Genomic DNA, 25758 nt, shown 5'->3' with positions numbered 1-25758 from the left:
GAACATGTCTGAAAGAATCCCTGAAGATAAGTTGAATAAAATTTTGTCGTCGACAGATATTGTTGACGTTGTCAGTGACTATGTGCAATTGAAAAAGCAGGGACGTAACTATTTTGGTTTATGTCCGTTTCATGGAGAAAATACTCCATCTTTTTCTGTTTCCCCTGACAAACAAATATTTCACTGCTTTGGATGTGGTGCAGGTGGAAATGCGTTTACGTTTCTTATGGATGTGGATGGTCTAAGCTTCCTTGAAGCGGCCCAGAAACTTGGATCCAAAGTAGGCGAAGATATTTCCATTCAAACCCAAACAGCCGACCAACCGCTTCCTCCTCAGGAAGACGAGAAACAAATGATGGAAGCTCATGGCTTATTAAGTAAATTTTACCATCATCTTCTCCTAAATACAAAGGAAGGTCAGGACGCTCTGGAATATTTATTAGCTAGGGGCTTCACAACGGAAAGCATCACGAAATTCCAAATTGGATGGTCCCTACCGAGTTGGGATTTCACGGTCAAGTTCCTTGAAAAGCGAGGCTACTCTTTGGAACTGATGGAAGAGGCAGGATTGCTCGTGAGAAGGGAAAGGGATAATTCATTCCTTGATCGCTTCAGGGGAAGAATCATGTTTCCGATTGTGGATGCGAAAGGCAATACCGTTGCTTTCTCAGGCAGGACCATTGATAAGGATGACGAACCAAAATACTTGAACAGTCCTGAAACAAAGATTTTTAATAAAAGTAGCATCCTTTATAACTATCACGGTGCAAGGTCGATGATCAGAAGAAAACAGCAGGCGATATTATTCGAGGGATTCGCCGATGTGATTTCAGCGAGCGAAGCCGGGGTGGAAAATGGTGTAGCCACCATGGGGACATCATTGACAGAGCAGCAAATCGGCCTTTTAAAACGATTAACGGATTCCATCACGATATGTTACGATGGTGATTCTGCCGGAGTGGAAGCTGCATTCAGGGCAGGGAAACTTCTTCATAAACATCAGCTGGACATCCGTGTGGCTACGATACCCGAACAGTTAGACCCTGATGACTACATCAGCAAATATGGTTCTGCCAAATTTCAACAGGATGTAATAGGGGCAAGTTTAACGTTCATGGCATTTAAGCTTCGGTATTACAAGCTGAATAAAAACTTAAATGATGAAGGAGATCGCCTCAAGTATATAGAAGACATACTTAAGGAAATTACTCAATTGAGTAAAGCGGTGGAAAAGGATTATTATTTGAGGTATTTGGCCGATGAGTTCGAATTATCCTTAGAGGCTCTTCAGCAACAACTATCCGAATTACAAGGTCCGGAAAACCGCGCATCTAATCCACCTAAACAGGTCGGTATGCAAGGTGATTTCAAACGGCATACGCAGACTAAATTGCTGCCTGCGTATCAAACCGCTGAACGAAGGTTGATTGCATACATGCTGAAGGATCCGAATATCGCTTATAAGGTCCAGGAGTGGCTTGCAGGTACGAATCTTAATATTGATGAACACCAGGCTATTATTACTTATTTATTGGGATATTATGAAGAAGGACTGCCTCCAAGTGCGAGTACTTTTATCGGGTACCTCCCTGATGAGAGGCTCAGAAGGATCGTGACGGACATAGAAATGATGTCCATTAGCGAAGAAAGTACGGATCAGGAATTAGCGGATTATGTAAATCAGGTGTTAAAACATCAAAAGATGTTGAGAATAAAGGAAAAAGAATTAGAAAGAAAAGAAGCGGAAAGATTAAAGGATTACAGGCAAGAAGCACAAATAGCGATGGAAATCTTACAGCTACGTAAGTCTCTATAAAGTTTTGTCAGGAAGTTGGAAGGAGGGGAACAAATGGCTGAAAAGTCAGCGCGTTCCAAGCAAATAGCGTCAGAATTAACTGTTGATCAGGTGAAAGAATTCTTAGTTAACCAAGGTAAGAAAAGAGGAGTCCTCACATACGAAGATATTGCCGATAAATTATCGGGCTTCGAATTGGATTCTGATCAAATGGATGAATTCTACGAACACTTAGGTGAACAAGGTGTAGAAATCGTTAATGAAAACGACGAAGATGATGATCCGGGTGCCACAGAGTTAGAGAAGGAAGAAGAAGAAGAGTTTAATCTGAATGATTTAAGCGTTCCTCCAGGGGTTAAAATAAATGATCCGGTTCGTATGTACCTGAAAGAAATCGGGAGGGTCGATCTTTTATCTGCAGAGGAAGAGATCAATCTTGCCAAGCGAATCGAAGATGGTGATGAAGAGGCGAAGCGACGTCTTGCCGAAGCAAACCTGAGACTTGTTGTCAGTATTGCCAAACGCTATGTAGGACGCGGTATGCTGTTCTTAGACCTTATTCAAGAAGGGAATATGGGACTCATCAAAGCGGTTGAAAAATTTGATTACCGTAAAGGGTACAAATTCAGTACGTATGCTACATGGTGGATTCGTCAAGCCATTACCCGTGCGATTGCTGACCAGGCAAGGACGATTCGTATCCCGGTTCACATGGTAGAAACCATCAATAAACTGATCCGGGTCCAAAGACAATTACTTCAGGATCTAGGTCGTGAACCAGCACCGGAGGAAATTGCCGAAGAAATGGACCTGACTCCTGAAAAGGTCCGGGAAATACTCAAAATTGCTCAAGAGCCTGTTTCACTGGAAACACCGATTGGGGAAGAAGATGATTCTCACCTTGGTGACTTCATTGAGGATGCAGAAGCTCAGTCACCTTCGGAACATGCTGCTTACGAACTATTGAAAGAACAGCTTGAAGATGTTCTGGATACTCTTACAGACAGAGAAGAAAATGTTCTAAGACTGCGCTTTGGTCTGGATGACGGCAGAACACGTACACTTGAAGAAGTAGGTAAGGTGTTCGGTGTTACTCGAGAACGTATCCGTCAAATCGAAGCGAAAGCTTTAAGAAAACTGCGCCATCCGAGCAGAAGCAAACGATTAAAAGACTTTTTGGAATAGAAATATCCAATTACTGCCTCTATTGTGCATAGGGGTGGTTTTTTTTTGTCCAACTTAAAGGGTTTTTCCTGTTCTTTGCCGAATAAAGCTATAGGATTCAACAATAGAAGGTGTGACATTTGTGACAAGAACGAAGGATTCGAAAACAGAAACGATCATCAGGGAAATTCAATTTTGGAAGCAGACCAAATTACTTCCGGAACAATATTGTGATTACCTGATTGCATTCTATACAGGTGGGTCAGGAATCAATGATCGAAAGCAGGCCGTAAACCGGAGGTCGATCACATTTACAGACGTTTTAATTTCAATGTGCATTTTAGCGATTTCATTATTTGTCATTTATTTTACTGAATTGTCAATCGTTTTGCAAACAGCGATTTTGGCAGGTTTTGTCGGATTATTATTGGGGATGGGGATTTATTATACTAAGAAACAATTATCTCCTATGCTTCTCTATGCTTCGGCAGCATGTATCCTCCTTCTTTCATCTATTGATGTGTCTGAGGTGGTTTTTAAAGGAAGCTCTTTGGAATTATACATAACCTTGTTTCTCAACTGCTTCCTGTGGATTGGAGCAGGAGTGAAGTGGAAGCAGAATTATTTCTCCTTTGCAGGCTTTATAGGAGTAGTGCTCGTAAGTATTTATATATTACTATAACTTCTGAAAATTAAAAAGTTTTTTAAAGTTGAGAAAATTCACTTTCCCCTCTTATAATAGGAATGAGAGCGTATTCATAGAATTGTATGTGTATGCTTGAAAGCGCTATTATCATTCGAAGAAGTCTAGGGCTTTCAGTCATCAAAGTTAGACAAGGGGGATAAGGATGAATTTCGACTTAACACAAGAACAGGCAATGATTAAAAAGACAATCAGGGAATTCGCTGAAGAAGAGGTGGCACCTGGCGCATTGGACCGGGACCGTACAAAGGAATTTCCTAAAGAAATCTTCAAAAAGCTTTCGGACCTTGGTATGATGGGTCTTCCCTTTCCGGAAGAGTATGGCGGAGCCGGGGCGGATACCGTCAGTTTCGCCATCGTAACAGAAGAGCTTAGCCGTGCATGTGCCTCTACGGGGATCACGTACTCTGCCCATATTTCACTCGGTGGGGCTCCGATTAATCTATTTGGTACACACGAGCAGAAACAGGAATATCTGACGCCGATATGTACAGGGGAGTCATTTGGGGCTTTCGGTCTGACCGAACCTAATGCGGGTTCAGATGCAGGCGGAACCCAGACGACTGCTGAAGATAAAGGGGATAAATGGGTCGTTAATGGTAACAAGTGTTATATTACTAATGCCAGTTATGCAAATCATCTAGCGTTAACGGCGATTACAGGAAGAAACAACGGCAGTAAAGAGATAAGTGCCATCATCGTACCTACCAAAGCGGATGGATTTACCGTCATTGATAATTATGAAAAAATGGGTCTTCATTCCTCCAATACAACAGAGCTTGTGCTGGAAGACGTGGAAGTGCCGAAAGAAAATCTGTTAGGGAAACAAGGGGAGGGATTCAAGCAATTCCTTGTAACCCTCGACGGAGGTAGAATTGGAATCGGGGCGATGGCAGTCGGTGTTGCTCAGGCTGCTTTTGACAAGGCGCTTCAATATTCAAAAGAACGAAAACAATTTGGTAAGACGCTATCACAATTCCAAGTGACACAATTTAAACTGGCAGACATGGCGATGAAGATTGAACTTGCCAGGAACATGGTTCATAAAGCAGCCTGGTTAAAGGACCAGGGTAGACCATTTTCAAAGGAAGCTTCTATGTGTAAGCTATACGCTTCAGAAATCAGTATGGAAGTAGCGGACGAAGCGATTCAGATTCATGGTGGATACGGTTATATGAAAGAATACCATGTAGAGCGCTACTTACGTGATGCAAAACTTCTTGAAATCGGAGAAGGGACTTCAGAAGTGCAGAGAATGGTCATTTCAAGGTTGATCGGGTGCCAATAGGGTGAAAGCCTATATGTGAAAGGAAGGAGCTCAGCTGGTCCCCTATGGACTGACAGAGCTCCTGTCTTTATACTGTTTTAAGGTTTATATAGAATCGTTTTAGGGTTGATGTTAGGAAAAAAGAAGGAAATGTGTCTAATTTGTGAGAAAGATGGAAAAGTTAATTGATAGTACTTTTACTTTGTCAGTTTTTACAGTAAAATATAAGGTGTTGAAAAAAGCACTATTTTTGGATGTTTTACATAAGGGAGGTTAAATCATGAATCGTAATCCAATCATTCCATTCGTACTTATCATGGCTCTTGGAATTGGTCTTGTTTTCTTCTTGTCGATTGAAGGCCTTAACAATGCTGATGAGAAAGCGAAAGAAGAAAAGCATGGGGAGATGGCCGGTAAAGAAGGCGAAGAGGCTTCAAGCGGCGAATTCGATCCGGAAGCCAAGTACAAGGAGTCTTGTGTATCTTGTCATGGTGGGAACTATGAAGGTGGCGCTGGTCCTGCACTTAAGGGTACGAAACTATCTAAAGACGAAATCAAGGATAGAATCAAAAATGGTGGAGGCATCATGCCGGCTGGCCTTGTAGCAGATGAAAATCTTGATGCGATGGCAGACTGGATCAAATCACTTAAATAATGTGTGAATGAAAAAGGTTCTTTGTCTTTAGGCAAAGGGCTTTTTTTATATAGAAAAGTTGGTTAGAATGAGTAACATATCAAGAATCCAATAGAGTAAAGGTGAACAAATGAATATTCAACAATTATCAAAACGACTTGAAACAGTGGTCTCATACATACCTAAACAATCTAAGATTGCCGATATAGGGTCAGATCATGCTTATCTTCCATGTTATGCAGTGAACAAGGGCATTGCTTCGTCTGCCATCGCAGGCGAAGTGGTGAAGGGCCCGTTTCTTTCAGCCAAGAAACAAGTAGAGGATGCACAGTTGACGAAGGAAGTAGAAGTGAGATTAGGCAATGGTCTGGAAGTCATAGCTCCTGGAGAAGTAGAGTGTATTACGATCGCCGGAATGGGTGGCACATTGATAGCATCGATTCTCGAGGCCGGCAAGGACAAGCTTACGAATGACCCAAGATTGATTCTGCAGCCGAATGTAAGTGCGAGATCGATCCGGACTTGGCTGATGGATAATGAATGGGATCTAATTGGAGAAGAAATCCTTGAAGAAGATGACAAACTTTATGAAATTTTAATTGCGGAAAAAGGAAACCCAAAGAGCCATTACTCCAAGGACATTGAGAAAGAGTTGTTGCTCGGTCCATTCTTGATGAAAGAAAAGAACGCCGCTTTCATTAAAAAATGGAATCAGGAACTTCATCAATGGAAGAATATATTGAATAACATGGAACGAGCAGAAAAGACGGAAGCATTAGAACAACGAAAGAATGAGCTTAATAAGAAGATCAAAATGGTAGAGGAGGTCCTTAACCCATGAAAACAGTAAATGGTCATCAGATCATTCAGCTTTTCGAAGAATTCGCCCCTAAACACCTGGCTGAAGAAGGCGACCCGATCGGACTCCAAATTGGCAAGCTGAATGAAAAAGTCGAGAATGTCATGATCACACTGGATGTTCTTGAAAACGTAGTGGATGAAGCAATCAAGAATAATGTCAAATTGATCATTGCTCATCATCCGCCACTTTTCCGTCCTTTAAAGGCGTTGCATACAGATTCTTATCAAGGAAGAATGATTGAGAAATTAATCAAGCATGATATCGCCGTGTATGCGGCTCATACCAACCTGGATATAGCAACCGGCGGTGTTAATGACATGCTGGCTGACATGTTACAGCTACAGCAACCGTCAGTGCTCGTTCCAACCTACCAAGAGGAACTTAGGAAACTGACAGTATATGTACCGAAAGACCATGCAGAGGAACTCCGGATCGCCCTGGGTAAAGCAGGCGCAGGACATATCGGTCTTTATTCTCATTGCAGCTTCTCAACCGAGGGAAAGGGCAGATTTCTGCCTGAAGAAGGGACAAATCCTCATATAGGTAAGCAGGGGGAGCTTGAGGAAGTGACAGAAGAAAAGGTGGAGACTGTTTATCCCGTTTCTCTGGAGAAAAAAATCCTGAAGGCGATGTTCACCCATCATCCATATGAAGAGGTCGCCTATGATATTTATTCATTAAATAATGAATCGCCTGCCCTCGGACTTGGCAGAATAGGGTATTTACAAGAGGAAATGAGTCTTGAGGACTTTGCACTGGTGGTGAAGAAAACCTTTGGCATGGACGGGATCAGGATGATAGGTGATGGGAAATCGAAGGTGAAGAAAGTGGCGATACTCGGCGGTGATGGCAACAAGTTCATCGGGAAAGCCAAAAGACAAGGTGCAGATGTGTTTGTCTCCGGTGATATCTATTATCATACTGCTCACGACGCCATGATGATGGGGCTGAATGTAGTGGATGCAGGTCATCATATTGAGAAAGTGATGAAAGAGGGAGTGGCCGCTCATTTAGCTAGAAGATGCTCTGAGAAGGGATATGTCGTCAATATCTTTGCATCAAACGCAGAAACAAATCCCTTTACGTATATGTAAAATAGAAAGACCCATTACCAGATCTGGTAATGGGCCTTTGTTTATTTAGTTCCCATTTTCGCTTTACGCACTTTAGGGAGAATTTTATTTAATGGAACATTGCGCTCTCTTGTCCATGTGGACTCATCATTAGGGTCAAAGGCTTCAAGGAACTTAATGACTTCCTTCACGATCGGTGTAGGAGTTGACGCCCCTGCGGTAACCGCGACGATTTTTGAATCCTTGATCCATTCAATGTCCAATTCGCTAATATCTGAAATACGATGTGCAGGAGTACCAGCGATATCTTTCGAAACTTGAGCAAGTCGATTGGAGTTGTTGCTCTTCGGATCACCCACAACGATGAGAACATCTGCATCTCCGGCCTGCTCGGCCACTGCTTCCTGTCGGACTTGTGTTGCAAGGCAGATCTCTTTGTGCAGCTCAACGTGAGGGTACATCTCCTTCACTTTGTCCATCGTATCCAATACGTCCCACTGACTCATTGTCGTTTGGTTCGTTACAATGATCTTCTCGTTGTTTATGGATAATTTTTCGACGTCCTCCGCTGTTTCTACAAGATGAACGACGTCAGGTGCGACCCCAACAGCGCCTTCAGGTTCAGGGTGTCCCTTTTTTCCGATATAAATGACATCATAACCCTCAGCTTCTTTTGCGCGAATCAAATCATGTGTCTTCGTTACATCAGGACAGGTTGCATCCAGGGTGACAAGTCCTTTTTGCTTGGCGATTTCCTTCACTTCAGGAGATACACCGTGAGCCGTGAAGATCACTGTTCCTTCATTTACCTGTTCAATGATTTCTTTTCTATTGCTTCCATCAAGGGTAATGATTCCATCTTCTTCGAATGCATCGGTCACATGCTTGTTATGGACAATCATGCCCAGAATATAAATTGGACGAGGAAGCGATTTATCTAATGCAGCATTTCTTGCAATGACCATTGCGTCTACTACACCATAACAATAGCCTCTCGGAGTAATCTTAATAATTTCCATCTATGAATATCCTCCTACATGAGAAAAGGTTTTGTCTTCATTATAAAGGAGATTGTTCTATCTGACAAAGAGTTCGATATCCGGGGCGGATTTCCGTATTGCCCCATTTGTGCTTAAAGCCAAAAAAATAATCCCTGTCGGGTGATTCTTAACCCTTAGGGATTCGGCTTTTTTAAATATAAAGTTTTGGCTTTGAACGTGATTGGGCATGTGTAATATTTTGCTTTTCTTCATCATCCGATAATTCAACGGGTGCCTTTTTCTTCTTTTTACTCTTAACCGGGGCTTCAGCTTCGGGAATGTCAGTTTCATCTGTGCTTTCTATATCATCTGTGTTTTCTTCTGGCGCATCTGACATATCTTTTAGCCCCCGATACAGCTTCCACAGAGACGGGATGTTTTTGACCATTGGACCGTATTGTTGAAACATGGGGCCTAATTGTTGAGCGGTCTGTAGCATCTGTTGTGTATTGGATAAAAAAGAATTTACATTTCCCGGATTGAGGAGGGTCTGTATAATTCCACCTGCTGCCTGTGGAGAACGCTCAAACCCGGTTGAATTGGCAGAGGCATCTCCCCTGGAAAACTGTTGAAGGAGTCCGCCCCCTCCGTCAGCACCACGGTTTTCACCTTTTTTCAAAAGCTTAGACAACAACCCTTTGCCTTGTCCCCGACCCTTTCCTCTCTGATTCATCCCCATATTAAAGCCAGGGTTCGGGTTCTGCCTTCCAAATTGAAATGGAGGGGGTTGTGTCTGTCCCAGTCCAAAATTATTTCTGCCAGGTTGCTGCAATCCAAAGCCGTTGCCCCGCCGCTGTCTCATTCCGAAAGGGTTTCGCATATCCTGACCTTCATTTCTCATTCTTCTAGGCGGCATGATGACAGCCTCCTTTCATTGAATAAATTCATTAACACTATAGAGTATGCAATAGCTTAAAAAAGGGTATTGTGACAATATCATCTGAAATAATATCAGGATAACCTAGATGTTTTGCTGAAAATTGATTATAATGATTAGATGTTCTTTAAATATGACGCTTGCTAACGTTAAAATATAATCACTGACCATTTAAAAAGTGATCCGTACATTTTATATAGATATTTGTGGTGATGATGTGAACGGCATACGGCATCCATCCCGATGACAGCGTAAATAAAAGGATAGTAAGAAAAAAGGAGATGTAAAGAATGAAAAAGAATTTATTTCTACAATTTGGTTTCAAGTCATTCATCAATGAAGCAGTAGAAGAATTAGGATTTTACGAACCAACAGAAATTCAAAAGAAAATGATCCCTTTGATCTTAAAAGGGCAAAGCGCGATCGGCCAATCTCAAACGGGAACAGGAAAAACCCACTCGTATCTGTTACCGATCATCGAGAAGGTGGATGCAGCTTCTGAACAGGTACAAGCTGTCATTACTGCACCTACACGAGAATTGGCACAACAGATATATCAGGAAGTACTGAAGATCACGAAGGACAGCGACATCGTATCCCGTTGCTATATCGGTGGAACGGATAAGCAGAGAACCATCGAGAAATTAAAGCACCAGCCCCATATCGTAGTAGGGACGCCTGGACGTATCAATGATCTGGTGAAGGATCAGGCATTATTTGTTCATACAGCCCCACTGCTTGTCATTGATGAAGCGGATTTGATGCTTGATATGGGATTCATTGAAGATGTGGATCAAATTGCTGCAAAGATGCCGGAGAAACTGCAAATGTTAGTATTTTCTGCCACCATCCCGGAGAAGCTGAAGCCTTTCTTGAAAAAGTATATGGAAAATCCTCAATATGCGCATGTAGAGCCGGAACAGCTGTCGGCGAAGAATATTCAACACGTGATCGTTCCCTTAAAGAGTAGGGATAAAGTCAATCTTCTGTACAATATTTTAGTGGAGATCAATCCATATTTAGGGATTGTGTTCACGAATACGAAGCAAAAGGCGGATGAAGTGGCAGATGCCCTAATTGCTAAAGGATTGAAGGTCGGACGAATTCACGGAGATCTATCTCCACGTGAGCGTAAGAAAATGATGAAACAAACAAGGAACCTCGATTATCAATATATTGTGGCCACTGATCTTGCTGCCAGGGGAATAGATATCGAAGGAGTCAGTCACATCATTAATTTTGAACTGCCTCAAGACCTTGATTTCTATGTTCATCGTTCAGGTCGTACAGCTCGTGCCGGGAACAGCGGTATTGCTTACACCATTTATACGCCTTCAGATGAAGATGCATTGAATCGCTTGGAGAAGATGGGGATCAGCTTTTCACATCGGGATATTAAAAAAGGCGAATGGTCCGAGCTTCCACCTCTGAACAAACGTAAGAATCGTCAAAAATCGAACGTCGATGAGATTGATGAAAAGGCGAAGTCTTTGGTTCGTAAACCAAAATCGGTGAAACCGGGATATAAAAAGAAGATGAAATACAAAATGGATCAAATCAAAAAGCGGGAAAGAAGAATCAAAAATAGAAATAAGTAAGTGTTTGAACGTGATTCATTTGTACACATTCGATACAATAAAGAGAGATTTTCTTAGGAGTTGAGAAGAATGGTTAAGATTGGATCCCATGTTTCCATGAGTGGAAAGAACATGTTGCTCTCTTCAAGCGAAGAAGCGGTTTCGTATGGTGCGAATACCTTCATGATCTATACCGGTGCACCTCAGAATACGAGAAGAAAGAAGATCGAAGACTTAAATATAGAAGCTGGACTCGCTCATATGAAAGAAAATGGAATAGAGGACATCGTCGTGCATGCGCCTTATATCATTAACATTGGCAACACGACAAACCCGTCTACATTTGAGTTGGGTGTCAATTTCCTCCGATCTGAAATGGAACGCACTGAGGCTCTCGGTGCAGGGCAAATCGTGCTTCATCCCGGTGCTCATGTTGGGGCTGGGGCAGATAAAGGAATCGAGAAGATCATTGAAGGTCTGAATGAAGTATTGACCAGGGATCATAAAGTTCAGATTGCCTTGGAAACAATGGCCGGTAAAGGTTCCGAATGCGGCAGATCATTTGAGGAATTAGCTCAGATCATCAATGGAGTAAAGTTGAATGATCGCCTATCTGTCTGCTTTGACACATGTCATACCCACGATGCAGGATATAATATTGTGGAAGATTTCGATGGTGTATTGGAGGAATTCGATAAAATTGTTGGAATAGATCGCTTAAAGGTGCTTCATATTAATGACAGCAAGAATGAACGGGGAGCCGCTAAGGACCGTCATGAAAACCTAGGTTTCGGTCATATTGGATTCAAGGCACTTAATTATATTGTGCATCATCCGCAGCTTAAGGCAGTTCCTAAGATTCTGGAAACTCCATATGTAGGGGAAGATAAGAAGAATAAAAAAGCTCCTTACAAGTTCGAAATTGACATGCTGCGCAACCAATCCTTTGATGAAGATGTTTTAACGAAAATATTGAATCAGTAAAGAGTAGAGGAGGTCATCTCTCAAGATTTGAGGAAGCCTCCTCTTTCTATACTATCTGATAAGCTGTAAAAAGAGCTGGTTGATTTCCTTGGCTTTAGCTGGTCCGATGACCCTGGCAAGATCTTTCACTAGTTTGCTTCTCTTCGTATCATCGAAAATATTGATGTTTTTTCCTTTCACCTTGGCAACAATGCTTGTAGCCTGATCGGGCGTCAGTGAAATATTATATTGTTTGGCATACTTTAGCAGTTCATCATTTGTAATATGGTTGATTTTGTGATTGATCACATTTTGTAATAGCTTCATGTTTATCACTCCTCAACAGATACATATGTAGTTTTCATCAAGAAAGTGACACTTTTATTAGAAAATAAACTGAAAGGAAAGGAATTGGCGATGACTCAAAGAGTGCATAAGAAAGAAAGTCCCCTCCATTTCATTTACCGTCTATTCTTTATTACTATCGGAGCCGGGTTGGCAGCAGTTTCGATTGAGCTGTTTCTTGTACCGAATAATATTATCGATGGGGGGATCATTGGTATCTCACTGATCATGAATTATTTGGTTTCGGATTCAATCCCTTTCCTTAATTTTTCAACCCTGTTGGTTTTACTCAACCTTCCGTTTATGTATTCAGGGTACAAACAAATAGGAAAGACGTTTGTCGTGTCATCACTGTTTGCCATCGTCGCGTTGGCGATCATTGAAAGCCTCCTTCACCATATGGATCCATTCGTGACAGAAGAGATCCTTGCGACCGTCTTCGGGGGATTGATTCTTGGGGTAGGTGTAGGACTGGTCATCCGTCATGGAGGCTCGTTGGATGGAACTGAAATCTTAGGGATCCTATTGACTAAGAAATTGCCATTCTCCGTCGGTGAGTTTGTGATGTTCATGAATATTTTCATCTTCGGTTGGGCGGCATTTGTCTTTGGTATCGAAGAAGCCATGTATTCTGTCATGACTTATTATATCGCCTTCAAGACAATCGACACGGTCATTCAGGGAATGGATGAAACGAAAGCGGTCATCATTGTTTCGGATCATTACCTCGAAGTATCGGATGCCATTTTACAAAGGCTTGGAAGAGGTACAACCATGTTGAAGGGACGTGGTGGCTATACGGATAATGATAAAGAAGTCATCTATGTCGTGGTCACAAGACTTGAAGTGACGAAATTGAAATCCATCGTTTCGGATGTTGATGCGAATGCTTTCATCACGATCATGAGCACGCAAGAAACCAAGGGGGCACGTTTCAAGTCTGCCATTCATTGATACATGACGAATCATTCAAATTGTATAGAGAGAGGCTGGGACATAACTAAATCTATACACTCTAAAGACGAACAATGAGATTACGTGTTACACCGCTGCCCGATTCCGTGCAAGACTTCGCTTTCCTCGGGCGGAAGGCGAGCCTCCTCACAGCTTGCGCTCCTCGAGGGGTCTCACCTATTCCGCTTTTTCCCGCAGGAGTCTTCGTCTTGCACTCCAATCAACAGCTAGAACCTGCTTAATACATGGATAATAAAAGTTATAATCCGAACGAGTTAGATTTTTATCATATCACTCGTTTGGATTTTTCTTTATCTGAAACCCTTTTGTTCCAGCCTCTTTTAAATGAGGTACGGAATCATTTACAATTGATCACGCATCCTGTATACTACCATATGTGCTTTTAAATCGTAATGATTCTTATAAAGAGAGTTGATGAACATGGATACGACTTATCCAGTGATTAAAATAGAAGATGTGAATTTCCGTTATGAGCGTGAAAGAGTGCTCGAAGATATTAACTTAAACATCCCAAAAGGGGCTTTTCTAGGCATCGTGGGTCCAAATGGTTCGGGAAAATCCACATTGTTAAAGCTTGTCCTTGGTCTCTTGCGGGTGAAGCAGGGGAACATCGAGTTGTTCGGGATCCCTCAGCAGAAATTCAAAGAATGGGACCGCATCGGCTTTGTATCCCAGAAGGCGAACAGCTTCAATACTGGATTTCCGGCAACCGTATATGAAGTGGTTGCGAGTGGACTGGCTAAAAAGGTTGGCTTATTCAAGCGGGTTTCTTCTGCATACAGGCAGGATGTGTACGAAGCGATTGAATCTGTCGGGATGAGCAGGTTCACCAAGCGGAATATCGGCGAGCTATCAGGAGGTCAGCAACAGAGAGTATTCATCGCCAGAGCCCTCGTGAGCCGTCCTGAAATATTGATACTTGATGAACCTACAGTGGGCGTAGACAGCAAAAACGTTCAAAACTTCTATGATATGTTAGAAAAGTTGAACAAAGATTTAGGGATTACCCTTGTACTTGTCACACATGATATTGGATCGATTTCGAATAAAGTGACTCACGTTGCCTGCTTAAATAAACATTTACATTTCCATGGCAAAACAGAAGAGTTTGAAAAGCTTAAAGAAAATCAGCTTTCCTCTTTCTATGGTCATGATGTACATTTCTTAAATCATGAGCATGAACACCATCATTCATGATCGATTGGAGGGAAGACAATGATTCAAGCTATTTTTCAATATGAATTTTTACAAAATGCCTTTCTAACAGGGATACTGATTGGGATCATTGCCCCACTATTGGGAGCTTTCATCGTGGTAAGAAGGCTTTCTCTTATTGCGGATGCCCTCAGTCACGTCACCTTATCAGGGATTGCAGCTAGTCTATATCTGAGTAAAACCGTACCTGCTCTATCAGGGTTGAATCCCCTTTACTTCGGAATGGCGTTCTCTGTTATGGGTTCGTTATTTATTGAACGTTTACGTATGGTATACAAGCATTATCAGGAACTTGCCATTCCGATCATCTTGTCAGGGGGAATCGGAATCGGGGTCATTTTCATTTCATTGGCAGATGGCTTCAACACCGATTTATTTAGTTATTTATTTGGTAGTGTCAGCGCAGTCAGCAGAGGGGACTTGTATCTGATCGGGGGAATCAGCATCCTAGTGATCGGTGTCATTTCCTTATTATACAAAGAACTGTTTCTCCTATCATTTGATGAAGATCATGCAAAGGCGTCAGGAATCCCTGCAAAGGCGATACACTTTATCTTTATGATCATGGTGGCCCTTGTGATTGCCGCTTCCATGCGTATTGTTGGAATCCTTCTTGTATCTTCTTTGATGACATTACCGGTTGCAGCAAGTATCAGGATTGCCAATGGCTTTAAGCAGACGATCGGATTTTCCCTATTATTCGGTGAAATTTCTGTCATCGTCGGTTTGGTCAGTGCCTTTTATCTGAATCTTGCACCAGGTGGAACAATAGTGATGACGGCGATTTTGATTTTGCTTATGACAATTGTATATAAGAAACTGAGAACAGTGAATCATTCTTCTAAAGTAGAGGTGTAATAAATTGAATGTAACCGAAGCAATGGATCTTCTAAAAGCAAAGGGTTATAAACATACTGGAAAACGGGAGCAGTTACTTGAATTGTTTTCAAGTTCGAATAAATATTTAACCGCCAGGGAAGTGTTGGAATTCATGAAAGCTGATTATCCTGGTCTCAGTTTCGATACCATCTACCGTAATTTAAGCTTGTTTGTAGAGCTTGGGATACTCGAAGAGACGGAATTATCAAGTGAAAGGCATTTCCGATTTACGTGTGAAAGCCATCACCATCATCATCACTTCATTTGTATGGATTGTGGAAAAACGAAGGAAATACACACATGCCCCATGGAGGCGCTAAAAGAAAACCTGGCTGAAACCGGGTATGATATTTCAGGTCATAAATTCGAAATTTATGGTAAGTGTCCTCAGTGTCAATAGAGATCCTTTCAGGATCTCTTTTTTCATTCCTGGCACCTTCCCGTGTTTAATCACCTATAAACGAGGGAAAAAATAGTTGTATCAAAAGAAGAGGAGATGTAGCCATGGAATCCGTACCATTCACACACTGTCCCACCAATAAGAAAAACTGTGTCAGCACGATCGACCTTACATCCTATCATCGCATTGCACCTCTTCCCATCAGCGGAAGGATTGAAGATACGAAAGAGCGAATTCATAAGACCTTGAATCAATTTGAACATGTGGAAATCCAGGAGGAAGAGTCCCACTATGTGCATGCGGTCTTTACATCCAAATGGTTGAAGTTTAAGGATGACCTGGAAATTTACATTGATGAAAACACCAACCTGCTGCATATGAAATCGGGTTCGCGTCTCGGTTATTATGATTTCAAAGTGAATAGAAATCGTGTAGAACAATTCAAATCATTTTTTAACAAGCAATAGAAAAAGCCCCTGTCAGAGGCTTTTTCCATCATTGATTTTTTAGCCAGTTTTGAACCCAGGAGTTCGCTTCATGCCAATCATTCACGCGGATGACCCCATCGGGAATCGGCTTTTGATTGTAGGGCGTATTAAATAATACAACGGGTATGGAAAGTTCTTCTGATATGGCCACGGCATTATCGTGCTTATCTTCAAAGAAGATATCGACTCCATGCTTTTTAGCAGTTGAAATTTTATCATGCGATCCGATTAATTCGATATGATGATACATAAGGTCCTTTGCATCGAACCATTCCCTTGTGATTTGGATGAGATCCGATCTTCTGGCACTGATGAAATAAAGCTCATGACTTTCTTTCCACTGATCAAGGATCATCTTTGCACCGGAAGCAAGGGGAGATTCTTGATAGATGGATGGTTCTGCTTCTTTAAACCATTTCCCAAAAGTTTGAGGTGAAATATCCAGAACTTCGGTCAGTTCGTATTGGGTGATGTCCTGTAATGTCAAATTCAGTTTAAAATGATCATTTATGTGAGGCAGTAAAGATTCAGGGGACGTGACTGTCCCATCGATATCAATTCCAAAACGTTTCATTCTTTATCAGGCTCCTCTGTATAAAAACTCCTTCAATTTTATCATATTCCCCGTTTTGAAATAACCTTGTAAGAAATAAATCTTCAACTGAATGATAAAAATGCATGCCAACTAACAAAAATGACAAAGATTAGCATAGTAAAATAGCTGAACTGACACACAATAAGAAGGCTCCCAAACACAGAAAGTGAGGGATTGCTGTATGAGTGATGAACGACGCGAATTAAACAGCGTTGATCGAAATCTTCAAGATATCGACGTGTATTACGACAATCCGGAAACAGATGTGGATAGAGATGATTACAGAGAAGAAACAGCAGCAGAAATCGCTGCTCCAATGAACGTCAGCCGCGACTTTGAAAATGATGCCGTGGAAGATACGACAACATCAGGTCGTGTGTTAGGATACTCTGCACTTGCCTTGTCCATCCTTTCCTTATTCATTCTCCCGGTTATTATGGGGGCGGCAGGAATCGTACTTGGATTTGTGGCAAGACGCCGTGGAGCAGAAATGCTCGGAGCCTGGGCAATTGGAATTGGGGCCGTATCGATAATCGTAGGATTATTTGTACTGCCGTTCTTTTAAAATAAATCGTTTTTCTTGAAATTGGGAGCGTTTCAGGAAACCAGAAAAGAGGGCTGATCTTTGATCAGCCCTCTTTTCATCATTGCATTAAACTTGCTCCTGTTCTTTCTTTTCAGCTTCCTGCTTTGCGAAGTATTCTTCTGCAATCTTGTCGATTTCTTTCTTTAATTCTTCAACCATTGTTTCCTCAGGTACTTTACGGACCGTTTTTCCTTTGCGGAATAGAAGTCCTTCCCCACGGGCCCCGGCTATACCGATGTCAGCCTCTCTGGCTTCACCGGGTCCGTTCACTGCGCATCCGAGGACGGCTACTTTGATCGGTGCCTTTATGGTTGAAATGTATTCTTCCACTTCATTGGCGATTGAAATCAAGTCGATTTCGATACGGCCGCAAGTAGGACAGGAAATGAGTGTAGCTGCATTAGCTGCCAATCCGAATGATTTTAATAATTCCCTTGCAACTTTCACTTCTTCGACAGGGTCAGCGCTCAATGAGATACGAACCGTATTACCGATTCCGAGGCTTAGGATGGCCCCAAGACCTGCGGCGCTCTTTACGGTTCCTGCAAACAACGTACCTGATTCTGTGATCCCAAGGTGAAGCGGGTAGTCAAATGCCTTCGCTGCTTTCGTATAAGCCTCAATAGCTAAATTCACATCTGAAGCCTTCATGGAAACGATGATGTCATGGAAATCAAGGTCCTCAAGAATTTTAATATGATGAAGGGCACTTTCGACCATTCCATCAGCTGTTGGGTACCCGTACTTTTCCAGGATCTTCCTTTCCAGGCTTCCTGCGTTTACACCGATTCGAATCGGGATGCCTTTTTCTTTCGCTGCTTTGACGACAGCCTCCACTTTTTCACGGCGCCCGATGTTTCCCGGATTGATCCGGATTTTATCAGCGCCGCCTTCAATGGCTTTAAGTGCTAGTTTATAATCAAAATGTATATCGACAACAAGTGGAATATTGATTTGCTTTTTGATGTCAGCAATCGCGTTAGCAGCACGTTCGTCTGGACATGCGACACGCACAACTTGACATCCTGCTTCTTCAAGACGGTGGATTTCCTTAACCGTTGCTTCTACGTCATGCGTTTTAGTAGTTGTCATGCTTTGGATGACCACTTCATTATTACCGCCAATTGTTAAATCTCCGACTTTGACCGGACGTGTTTTTGAACGATGTATAATTTCACTCAAGTGTAATTCGCTCCTTTAGAAAGGTTCTCAAAGTTTCATTATAAGTAATACGAAGCTATTGTAACAGTGTTTTATGTGAAATGACAAGAAATAGGTGTTTTTTTCGACTTGCAGAATTATTGATAATTCGGTATTTTATACGTCTTTCCTATCTGTATTTTCGCCGGAGGGACATCATTCAATTCTTCAAAGTCAGTGATGACCTTATCAATGGAAACAGGAATGGATGCATCAAGGAGATCTTCAACCAGGCTCAGCACTGTATCACCTGGCTTTACTTCCATTTCTACATAAGGAAGAGAAGAAGGCTCCCGGTCTCCATCAACAGGGGTAGAAGGCTCCGTTTGATTTACATTCACACGGGGCGCTGAATTTGCAACGGTGGCTTCTTTATACAAGAGCTTTAACGTTCCATTGTTTAAATCATAATAAACACTGTATAGAAGAATGATAATACCAAAGAATATAGCCATTCTTTTCATCCGTTTTTCCTCCCGATTAGTTTGATGGTTGAATGGTCATTGAAGGAGTTGTAAATTTATGAGGGATAAGCTTCTTCCATTTGTGATTGGTTTACTACCTATATTGATGGTGCTCGGGAACTCTATGCTTATTCCAATCATTCCCGATATTGAAGCAGATTTGCATTTAAAGTCCGGGTGGTCCGGGTTCATATTAAGTTCATTTACGATCCCGGCTGCCCTTGTCATTCCATTTACTGGGGTACTGTCAGATCGTTATGGGAGAAAGCGATTGATCCGCATTTCCTTATGGATCATGATTCTGGGAAGTCTATTATGTATATTCAGCAGAGAGGATATTAGTCTTTTTATGATCGGCAGAGGATTACAAGGTGTTGGGGCGGCAGGGACGACACCTCTTGCCATGGCGTTGATTGGCGACCTTTATCATGGGCAGGAACGATCACGGATGCTTGGCTCTTTGGAGGTTTTCAATGGTATCGGCAAGGTAGCAGCCCCCCTTGTTGGTGCGACTCTCGCGCAGCTTATTCTTTGGCACCAGTCCTTTTGGGTGTTCCCGTTTATATCGATCATGATTTTAGGCGGTTTACGATATACGGTTGAGTCTAGAGAACCTAAGCAGAAAATGGATAAACAATCATTCTCAGCTATCTTTCTGTCGAAGGGGCGTTTATTGATCCCCCTGTATGCGATCGGGGGAACAGGCTTATTTTTATTATTCGGCATGCTCTTCCATCTTTCCTACCATATTGAAAATACTTTTCAAATCGATGGGTTCTTCAAAGGGTTCACATTCATTTTTCCCCTTGGAGCGATGACACTTTGTTCCTATTGGTGTGGGAAAAGACTTAAGACGGATGAGGAATTGGGGTGGAAGTATTTAAAATATGGTTTGATCATGATGGCCGTACCGTTAGGATTGTTAATTGTGTTTCCGGCATTAGGATCTCTGATGTTCTTGATCACGATAAGTTTTGGTGGATTAGGCTTAATGCTGCCTATCATCAATACATTTATCACAGGGAGCGTGCCGGAACAGGATAGAGGGCTTGTTGTCAGTCTCTATGGAGCGGTAAGGTTCGGCGGTGTTGCTTTGGGGCCGATTGCCTTTGACATGTGGAGGCAAGATTCTGCACAGCTGTATGTGATTGCATTTAGCTTCTCATTGATCAACATCTTTCTTTATATCTTTCTTTCTTTACGGACAAAAGAGATTCACCCAGAGATTCAATAGTAATTATAGATAACAAAATCCCCGTCAGATCAACGGGGATTTTGTTTAATGACGAATTTTCCTTTGAGGAATTTCTTTCACTACTAAATAAAGGATAATGGTAATCACAAACCAATCCAAAATGGGAGCAGCGGGAATCTTGGTTTGCAATAATTCCATTAGGGTAAAAAATAACGTAGAAACAGTAGCTGAATAGGCTGTGATTCGAAAGCTCTGACGGTATTGCAAATTTCGCTTAAGGACATTTGCGAAGGTAACACCAATAAGAGCAAAAATGGTTATTTTCAAGAAGGTCATCCCCGAGGTGAACAGATATAGTATGAAGAGGGCAACGGGAATCAGTATCCATTTCAAAGCAGTGAGGGAATCAATTAAATCAAGTAAGCCTTCTTTCGATAAGGCGGTATCCCCAAACAGAGAGTAGGAGGAAGACTGTACGTGACCCTGGTTGATTACAACGAAATTCTTCTTCAGGAAAGCAATGGTATTTTCCTGTTTGTCAAGGTCCCCTTCTTTTATCTCGCCAGAATCATCAAAGATGATGGTCATATTGTCTTTTTCAATCGTCAGCGGTTCTGACTGCTCAGAAGATAAGGAACCGTCCTTAATTGTAAATGGTGGAAGTTCCTTATCGACTGATCCCTTCAAGGTATCGAGGGCATTACCGGTGAATGCTACAAAGTGTACGGCTGTTGGGATGATAGAAATAAGTGCCAACAAAAAAATGAATCGAATCGTCTTTCCGATCCCCTGGAACCGGAATTTTGCAATATCTTTTGGGGAATAGATACTCTTATACAATTGCTGAAATACATTCATTAATCAATTTCTCCTTTCATGCACGCTCTATCTATTTTATGCTTGTCTTTATGCTTCAGCAAGTATAGACCCTGAAAACAAATTAAAAATATTATTGTTTGTAATGTTACTGTAATAAAAGACGACTTTTATTAACCTATTGTAAATTTGGTGTGAAAAGTATTTACGTAAGCTCCATAATATATTAAAAATGATATGGGGTTTTTGTTGTTTAATGTCGAAAATATATGTAGGGGTTGAAAAGATGGAATTAAATTGGCAAGAAATGTTGTTTCAGTTCTTTGGAGGATTGGGTATTTTCCTCTTTGGGATAAAGTATATGGGGGACGGACTTCAAAAGTCTGCCGGTGAACGCCTGAAGGAAATCCTGGATAAGTTCACGACCAATCCATTCATGGGTGTATTGGCAGGTATCTTTGTAACGGTCCTGATTCAGTCAAGTAGTGGTACAACGGTTATCGTTGTCGGACTGGTAAGTGCCGGTTTCATGACCCTTAGACAAGCAATCGGAGTCATCATGGGTGCCAATATCGGTACTACGGTTACAGCATTCATCATTGGTGTGGATATCGGAGAATACGCCCTTCCGATTATCGCTGTCGGAACGATCATGCTATTCTTCTTCAAAAATAAGAAAATCCATAACTTTGGACAAATGATTTTTGGATTCGGTGCCTTATTCTATGGATTGGAACTAATGGGTGGAGGAATGAAGCCGCTTCGTTCTCTTGAGGCTTTCCATGATTTAACCGTTAGTATGAGTGATAACCCTATCCTTGGAGTTGTGGTGGGTACATTGTTCACTGTCATCGTACAAAGTTCTTCCGCTACGATCGGTATCCTGCAGGAGTTATACAGCTCAAACCTTGTTGACCTGCAAGCTGGATTACCAATCCTTTTCGGGGATAACATCGGTACAACCATTACAGCTGTACTGGCAGCCCTTGGTGCATCTGTGGCAGCAAGGCGTGCAGCAGCAGTCCATGTACTTTTTAATTTAATCGGAACAACTATTTTCTTAATCATATTGCCGTTTTTCACGAAGTTTGTAGTCTTTCTACAATCTACATTTAATCTAAATGAACCAATGACGATTGCATTCGCTCACGGAACGTTCAACTTGACGAATACGATCATTCAATTTCCGTTCATCGCCATCCTGGCGGTCATAGTAACGAAATTAATACCTGGACAGGACTCTATTGTCGACTATAATTCAAAGCATTTAGATCCTGTGTTTATCGAGCAATCTCCGTCCATCGCATTGGGACAGGCGAAAGAAGAGGTTCTCCGAATGGGTGCCTTTGCTGTTAAAGGATTGCAAGAAACAAATGAATTCCTCAAGACAAAGAGCTCGAAAAACGCTGAAACAGCATATCAGATTGAAGGTGCAATCAATAATCTTGACAAGAAGATCACAAATTATCTCGTTGATCTATCATCCTCGTCACTATCTGAGTCTGAATCAGAGCGTCATTCCATCCTTATGGATACCGTACGTGACATTGAGAGGGTCGGGGATCATTTTGAAAACATTATTGAATTAATCGAATATCAGCAATCCAATAAAGTGAAAATTACAGATGATGCCATGTCAGATCTTGAAGTCATGTTTAATTTGACCATTGAAACAGTTGAGAAAGCCATCAAGTCATTAGATTTGAATGATACTGAAATTGCCAGAGAAGTGGCTGAAAAAGAAGATCAAATCGATAAGATGGAACGTAAGCTGCGCAAACAACATATCCTGCGTCTGAATGAAGGCAAATGTTCAGGACAGGCAGGTATCGTATATGTGGATATCATCAGTAATTTAGAGCGTATTGGTGATCATGCCGTTAATATTGCTGAAGCAGTATTGGGAGTAGAATAAGACAGTCAGACTGACCTCTTTGATATTTGTCAAAAGGGGTCAGTTTTTTTTATACTCAAAGTGAGGTGTTGGAATATGGAAATTGTTTACTGGAGTATCATCATCGTACTCATGATCTTATCTTTTGTCGGCTTGGTGTACCCAATCCTGCCAAGTGTCATCTTTTTAGTGGGAAGCTTTCTTTTGTACGGGGTGTTTTTCAGTTTTGAGCCTTTCAGCTGGCTGTTCTGGACCGTGCAGATTCTCTTTGTTGCCCTGTTATTCGGTGCCGATTATATGGCGAACCTGATCGGAGTCAAAAAATTCGGCGGAACGAAGGCTGGTAGATGGGGAAGTACCATCGGACTACTGGTTGGTCCGTTTGTCATACCCGTAGCAGGAATATTGATCGGTCCCTTCCTCGGTGCTGTCATTGGAGAATGGGTGGTCCATCGGTCAAACGTGAAGACTGCCGTTAAAGTGGGAATAGGATCCGTCGTAGGTTTTATCTCAAGTGTCTTTACAAAAGGAATCATCCAAGCGGTCATGGCCATTTATTTCTTCTGGGTCGTTTAAACAATACGATCTAGTATTTATAGGAATTCCTGATTTCTTAGGTGATTATATTCTGAGAATATAGGGTATTTTATTCTTGTACGAAAAAAGTAAAAGATTGAAGGCAAAATATTTGAACAGCTATAGTTGTTTTGGTAATCTTATACTGAAACGGCCTGAATATAGGTATTCAGGAAACTATACATAGGGAGGAATTTATAATGGCTTACGAATTACCGCAATTACCTTACGCATATGATGCATTAGAACCTCATATCGACAAGGAAACAATGAACATCCACCACACAAAACACCATAACGCATATGTGACTAAAGTTAATGATGCACTTCAAGGACACGACGATTTATTAAGCAAATCAATTGAAGATCTTGTTTCTAACTTAGACGCTGTTCCTGAAGGTGCTCGTACGGCAGTCCGCAACAATGGTGGCGGTCATGCTAATCACTCTCTATTCTGGACGGTATTATCACCGAATGGTGGAGGCGCTCCATCTGGAGAATTAGCAGATGCCATCTCTTCCAAATTCGGAAGCTTCGATTCATTTAAAGAAGAATTCGCGAATGCCGCTGCAACACGCTTTGGCTCAGGCTGGGCTTGGCTTGTTGTAAACAACGGTGAATTAGAAGTAACAAGCACACCAAACCAGGACAGCCCTTTAATGGAGGGTAAAACTCCTGTTTTAGGCCTTGACGTTTGGGAGCATGCTTACTACCTTAACTATCAAAACCGTCGTCCTGATTACATCAGTTCATTCTGGAACGTTGTAAACTGGGATGAAGTAGCAAAGCGTTATTCAGCTGCAAAATAATTTAATCTTTCCTGAAGAGGGGTTCTTTAAAGAACCTCTCTTTTTTTTGTATAAGTTTCTTCCCTTTTTCAAAAGATAGGGGTACGTTAAAGGGGAGTTTTTCACATGAGTAGCTTTAAAAAGGTATTAGGCGATATTGATTTAACGAAAGATCTCACTTTGCTCCTGTTAATCGGAGGATTGTACTCATTGAGTATTGCCCTCTCCAACACCTTTGTGAACATTTACCTTTGGAAGCAGTCAGGTGAATTCATTGATCTAGGGGTCTATAATTTAACCGTGGTCATCTTTCAGCCTTTGACATTTATTTTAGCTGGAAGACTGGCTAAGAAAGTGGACCGGGTGATTGTATTACGCTTCGGTGTTATTTTTTTGGCCTTCTTTTACATATCCGTCCTCGCATTTGGAGAATCGGCAGAAGATTTTCTAGTCGTATTGGGTGCGCTACTTGGAATCGGATATGGTTTCTATTGGTTGGCCTTCAATGTCCTGACATTCGAAATCACCGAACCTGAAACGAGAGACTTCTTCAATGGTTTCCTTGGTACACTGACTTCAGCGGGAGGCATGATCGGACCGATCCTTGCCGGTTTCATCATTTCAAGATTTGCTTCCTTTAAGGGGTATACCATTGTATTTGGAATCTCTCTTTTATTGTTTTCTGTCGCTGTAGTCATGAGCTTCTTCCTCAAAAGGCGACCGGCTTCCGGGAGGTATTTATTCCTTAGGATCCTGGAAGAGAGAAAACACAATCACAACTGGCGGCTCATCACCAATGCCCACTTTTTTCAGGGTCTAAGGGAAGGGACGTTCATCTTTATCATTTCTGTCTTTGTATTCATCAGTACCGGAAGCGAATTTGCGATCGGAACCTTCGGGCTAATCAACTCTGGCATAGCCTTTATCGGCTACTATGTCGCTTCCAGGGTCATAAAGAAAAACCTTAGGAAGCGGGCTATTCTTGCAGGAGGGATCCTCTTATATCTGGCAATATTCCTGATCGTATTCGATGTAACCTATACGAAATTATTGCTTTATGCAGGAGTCATTGCCATTGCATATCCCATTTTGTTGGTGCCTTATATTTCTATGACCTATGATGTTATCGGTACAGGATGGAATGCAGCTGAAATGAGAATCGAATATATCGTGGTAAGGGAAATATTCTTGAATCTCGGAAGGATTGTATCTGTACTTTCCTTCATCATAGCTGTGACCTATTTCAATCAGGAAGAAAGCATCCCCATCCTGCTATTGATCCTCGGGGCAGGACATACGCTGATCTATTTATTTGTACGAAAGGTCGTTCTGCCTCTATAAGGAACATAAAGCAAAGAGAGGGAAAGATTTCCTCTCTTTACTTATG

27 protein-coding genes are annotated in these 25758 nt (G+C 41.8%); 20 read left to right on the top strand and 7 right to left on the bottom strand.

All coding sequences use genetic code 11. From position 1 onward, the window contains the following. Window positions 1-4 precede the first annotated feature (4 nt). The 7 genes from dnaG to SLH55_RS00235 all read left to right on the top strand — a co-directional run bounded on the left by dnaG (window position 5) and on the right by SLH55_RS00235 (window position 7519). Complete coding sequence (gene dnaG / locus SLH55_RS00265; protein ID WP_320322269.1) at window positions 5-1816, top strand: DNA primase; 1812 nt, start codon at window positions 5-7, stop codon at window positions 1814-1816. A 33-nt stretch (window positions 1817-1849) separates the two neighbouring features. Further along, window positions 1850-2980, top strand: a complete 1131-nt coding sequence (gene rpoD, locus SLH55_RS00260; protein ID WP_219169630.1) for an RNA polymerase sigma factor RpoD — start codon at window positions 1850-1852, stop codon at window positions 2978-2980. 121 nt (window positions 2981-3101) lie between these two features. Then, complete coding sequence (locus SLH55_RS00255; RefSeq protein ID WP_226673165.1) at window positions 3102-3641, top strand: hypothetical protein; 540 nt, start codon at window positions 3102-3104, stop codon at window positions 3639-3641. 166 nt (window positions 3642-3807) lie between these two features. Further along, complete coding sequence (locus SLH55_RS00250) at window positions 3808-4950, top strand: acyl-CoA dehydrogenase family protein (protein ID WP_219169634.1); 1143 nt, start codon at window positions 3808-3810, stop codon at window positions 4948-4950. A gap of 259 nt (window positions 4951-5209) precedes the next feature. Next, window positions 5210-5584 carry a cytochrome c550 gene (cccA, locus tag SLH55_RS00245; protein WP_219169636.1) on the top strand — a complete coding sequence of 125 codons (375 nt, stop codon included), beginning with the start codon at window positions 5210-5212 and terminating at the stop codon, window positions 5582-5584. Window positions 5585-5693: 109 nt separating this feature from the next. Further along, the gene (locus SLH55_RS00240; protein ID WP_219169638.1) at window positions 5694-6404 is read left to right on the top strand and encodes a tRNA (adenine(22)-N(1))-methyltransferase; all 711 of its coding nucleotides are present in this window, start codon (window positions 5694-5696) and stop codon (window positions 6402-6404) included. Next, complete coding sequence (locus tag SLH55_RS00235) at window positions 6401-7519, top strand: Nif3-like dinuclear metal center hexameric protein (RefSeq protein WP_320322268.1); 1119 nt, start codon at window positions 6401-6403, stop codon at window positions 7517-7519. Before SLH55_RS00240 ends, SLH55_RS00235 begins: the two co-directional genes overlap by 4 nt. Window positions 7520-7560: 41 nt before the next feature. On the opposite strand, the gene SLH55_RS00230 is transcribed toward SLH55_RS00235, so the two are convergent. Both SLH55_RS00230 and SLH55_RS00225 read right to left on the bottom strand, forming a co-directional pair. After that, window positions 7561-8517, bottom strand: coding sequence for a 4-hydroxy-3-methylbut-2-enyl diphosphate reductase (locus SLH55_RS00230; protein WP_219169641.1), 957 nt, complete (start codon window positions 8515-8517; stop codon window positions 7561-7563). Between the two features lie 172 nt (window positions 8518-8689). After that, window positions 8690-9394: a YqfQ family protein gene (locus SLH55_RS00225; RefSeq protein ID WP_219169643.1), complete on the bottom strand. Its 705-nt coding sequence runs from the start codon at window positions 9392-9394 to the stop codon at window positions 8690-8692. 311 nt (window positions 9395-9705) lie between these two features. Between SLH55_RS00225 and SLH55_RS00220 the strand changes: the two genes are divergently transcribed. Then, entirely contained in the window at window positions 9706-11013 is a 1308-nt protein-coding gene (locus SLH55_RS00220; protein ID WP_219169645.1) for a DEAD/DEAH box helicase, read from the top strand. A 69-nt stretch (window positions 11014-11082) separates the two neighbouring features. Then, the gene (locus tag SLH55_RS00215; protein WP_219169647.1) at window positions 11083-11976 is read left to right on the top strand and encodes a deoxyribonuclease IV; all 894 of its coding nucleotides are present in this window, start codon (window positions 11083-11085) and stop codon (window positions 11974-11976) included. Window positions 11977-12027: 51 nt separating this feature from the next. On the opposite strand, the gene SLH55_RS00210 is transcribed toward SLH55_RS00215, so the two are convergent. After that, window positions 12028-12282, bottom strand: coding sequence for a DUF2624 domain-containing protein (locus tag SLH55_RS00210; protein WP_219169649.1), 255 nt, complete (start codon window positions 12280-12282; stop codon window positions 12028-12030). A gap of 90 nt (window positions 12283-12372) precedes the next feature. Here SLH55_RS00210 and SLH55_RS00205 point away from each other — a divergent pair, with 90 nt between their 5' ends. The 5 genes from SLH55_RS00205 to SLH55_RS00185 all read left to right on the top strand — a co-directional run bounded on the left by SLH55_RS00205 (window position 12373) and on the right by SLH55_RS00185 (window position 16236). Then, on the top strand, window positions 12373-13254 hold the full coding sequence (locus tag SLH55_RS00205) for a YitT family protein (RefSeq protein ID WP_219169651.1): 882 nt from the start codon (window positions 12373-12375) through the stop codon (window positions 13252-13254). A 441-nt stretch (window positions 13255-13695) separates the two neighbouring features. Then, on the top strand, window positions 13696-14472 hold the full coding sequence (locus SLH55_RS00200; RefSeq protein ID WP_219169653.1) for a metal ABC transporter ATP-binding protein: 777 nt from the start codon (window positions 13696-13698) through the stop codon (window positions 14470-14472). Window positions 14473-14490: 18 nt separating this feature from the next. Then, window positions 14491-15348, top strand: coding sequence for a metal ABC transporter permease (locus SLH55_RS00195; RefSeq protein ID WP_219169655.1), 858 nt, complete (start codon window positions 14491-14493; stop codon window positions 15346-15348). A gap of 4 nt (window positions 15349-15352) precedes the next feature. Continuing rightward, complete coding sequence (locus tag SLH55_RS00190) at window positions 15353-15769, top strand: Fur family transcriptional regulator (RefSeq protein WP_219169657.1); 417 nt, start codon at window positions 15353-15355, stop codon at window positions 15767-15769. Window positions 15770-15873: 104 nt separating this feature from the next. Further along, window positions 15874-16236: a DUF1499 domain-containing protein gene (locus SLH55_RS00185; protein ID WP_219169659.1), complete on the top strand. Its 363-nt coding sequence runs from the start codon at window positions 15874-15876 to the stop codon at window positions 16234-16236. A gap of 28 nt (window positions 16237-16264) precedes the next feature. Here the strand turns inward: SLH55_RS00185 and SLH55_RS00180 are convergent, their stop codons facing one another. Continuing rightward, window positions 16265-16831, bottom strand: a complete 567-nt coding sequence (locus SLH55_RS00180; RefSeq protein WP_219169661.1) for a hypothetical protein — start codon at window positions 16829-16831, stop codon at window positions 16265-16267. 202 nt (window positions 16832-17033) lie between these two features. On the opposite strand from SLH55_RS00180, the gene SLH55_RS00175 reads away from it, so the two are divergent. After that, window positions 17034-17417 carry a DUF4190 domain-containing protein gene (locus tag SLH55_RS00175; protein ID WP_219169663.1) on the top strand — a complete coding sequence of 128 codons (384 nt, stop codon included), beginning with the start codon at window positions 17034-17036 and terminating at the stop codon, window positions 17415-17417. 87 nt (window positions 17418-17504) lie between these two features. Here the strand turns inward: SLH55_RS00175 and ispG are convergent, their stop codons facing one another. Both ispG and SLH55_RS00165 read right to left on the bottom strand, forming a co-directional pair. Then, window positions 17505-18611 (bottom strand): flavodoxin-dependent (E)-4-hydroxy-3-methylbut-2-enyl-diphosphate synthase, encoded by a 1107-nt coding sequence (ispG, locus tag SLH55_RS00170; RefSeq protein WP_219169721.1) that lies wholly within the window; start codon window positions 18609-18611, stop codon window positions 17505-17507. Window positions 18612-18736: 125 nt separating this feature from the next. Next, a complete protein-coding gene (locus SLH55_RS00165; RefSeq protein ID WP_219169665.1) occupies window positions 18737-19102 on the bottom strand; it encodes a hypothetical protein in 366 nt (121 codons plus the stop codon). Between the two features lie 58 nt (window positions 19103-19160). Between SLH55_RS00165 and SLH55_RS00160 the strand changes: the two genes are divergently transcribed. After that, on the top strand, window positions 19161-20336 hold the full coding sequence (locus SLH55_RS00160; RefSeq protein WP_219169667.1) for an MFS transporter: 1176 nt from the start codon (window positions 19161-19163) through the stop codon (window positions 20334-20336). A gap of 45 nt (window positions 20337-20381) precedes the next feature. On the opposite strand, the gene SLH55_RS00155 is transcribed toward SLH55_RS00160, so the two are convergent. Next, window positions 20382-21155, bottom strand: a complete 774-nt coding sequence (locus tag SLH55_RS00155; protein WP_320322267.1) for a DUF1189 domain-containing protein — start codon at window positions 21153-21155, stop codon at window positions 20382-20384. Window positions 21156-21399: 244 nt separating this feature from the next. Between SLH55_RS00155 and SLH55_RS00150 the strand changes: the two genes are divergently transcribed. From SLH55_RS00150 to SLH55_RS00135, 4 genes are all read left to right on the top strand, one after another. Further along, entirely contained in the window at window positions 21400-23028 is a 1629-nt protein-coding gene (locus tag SLH55_RS00150; RefSeq protein ID WP_219169671.1) for a Na/Pi cotransporter family protein, read from the top strand. A 75-nt stretch (window positions 23029-23103) separates the two neighbouring features. Next, entirely contained in the window at window positions 23104-23583 is a 480-nt protein-coding gene (locus tag SLH55_RS00145) for a DUF456 domain-containing protein (RefSeq protein ID WP_320322266.1), read from the top strand. 200 nt (window positions 23584-23783) lie between these two features. After that, window positions 23784-24392, top strand: coding sequence for a superoxide dismutase (locus tag SLH55_RS00140; RefSeq protein WP_034757581.1), 609 nt, complete (start codon window positions 23784-23786; stop codon window positions 24390-24392). A 105-nt stretch (window positions 24393-24497) separates the two neighbouring features. Then, a complete protein-coding gene (locus tag SLH55_RS00135) occupies window positions 24498-25712 on the top strand; it encodes an MFS transporter (RefSeq protein WP_219169674.1) in 1215 nt (404 codons plus the stop codon). Window positions 25713-25758 lie beyond the last annotated feature (46 nt).

Source organism: Rossellomorea sp. YZS02, from assembly GCF_033963925.1.
Classification (GTDB): domain Bacteria; phylum Bacillota; class Bacilli; order Bacillales; family Bacillaceae_B; genus Rossellomorea.
Note: the sequence above shows the minus strand (reverse complement) of the source record. Positions and strands in the feature narration are given on the sequence as shown.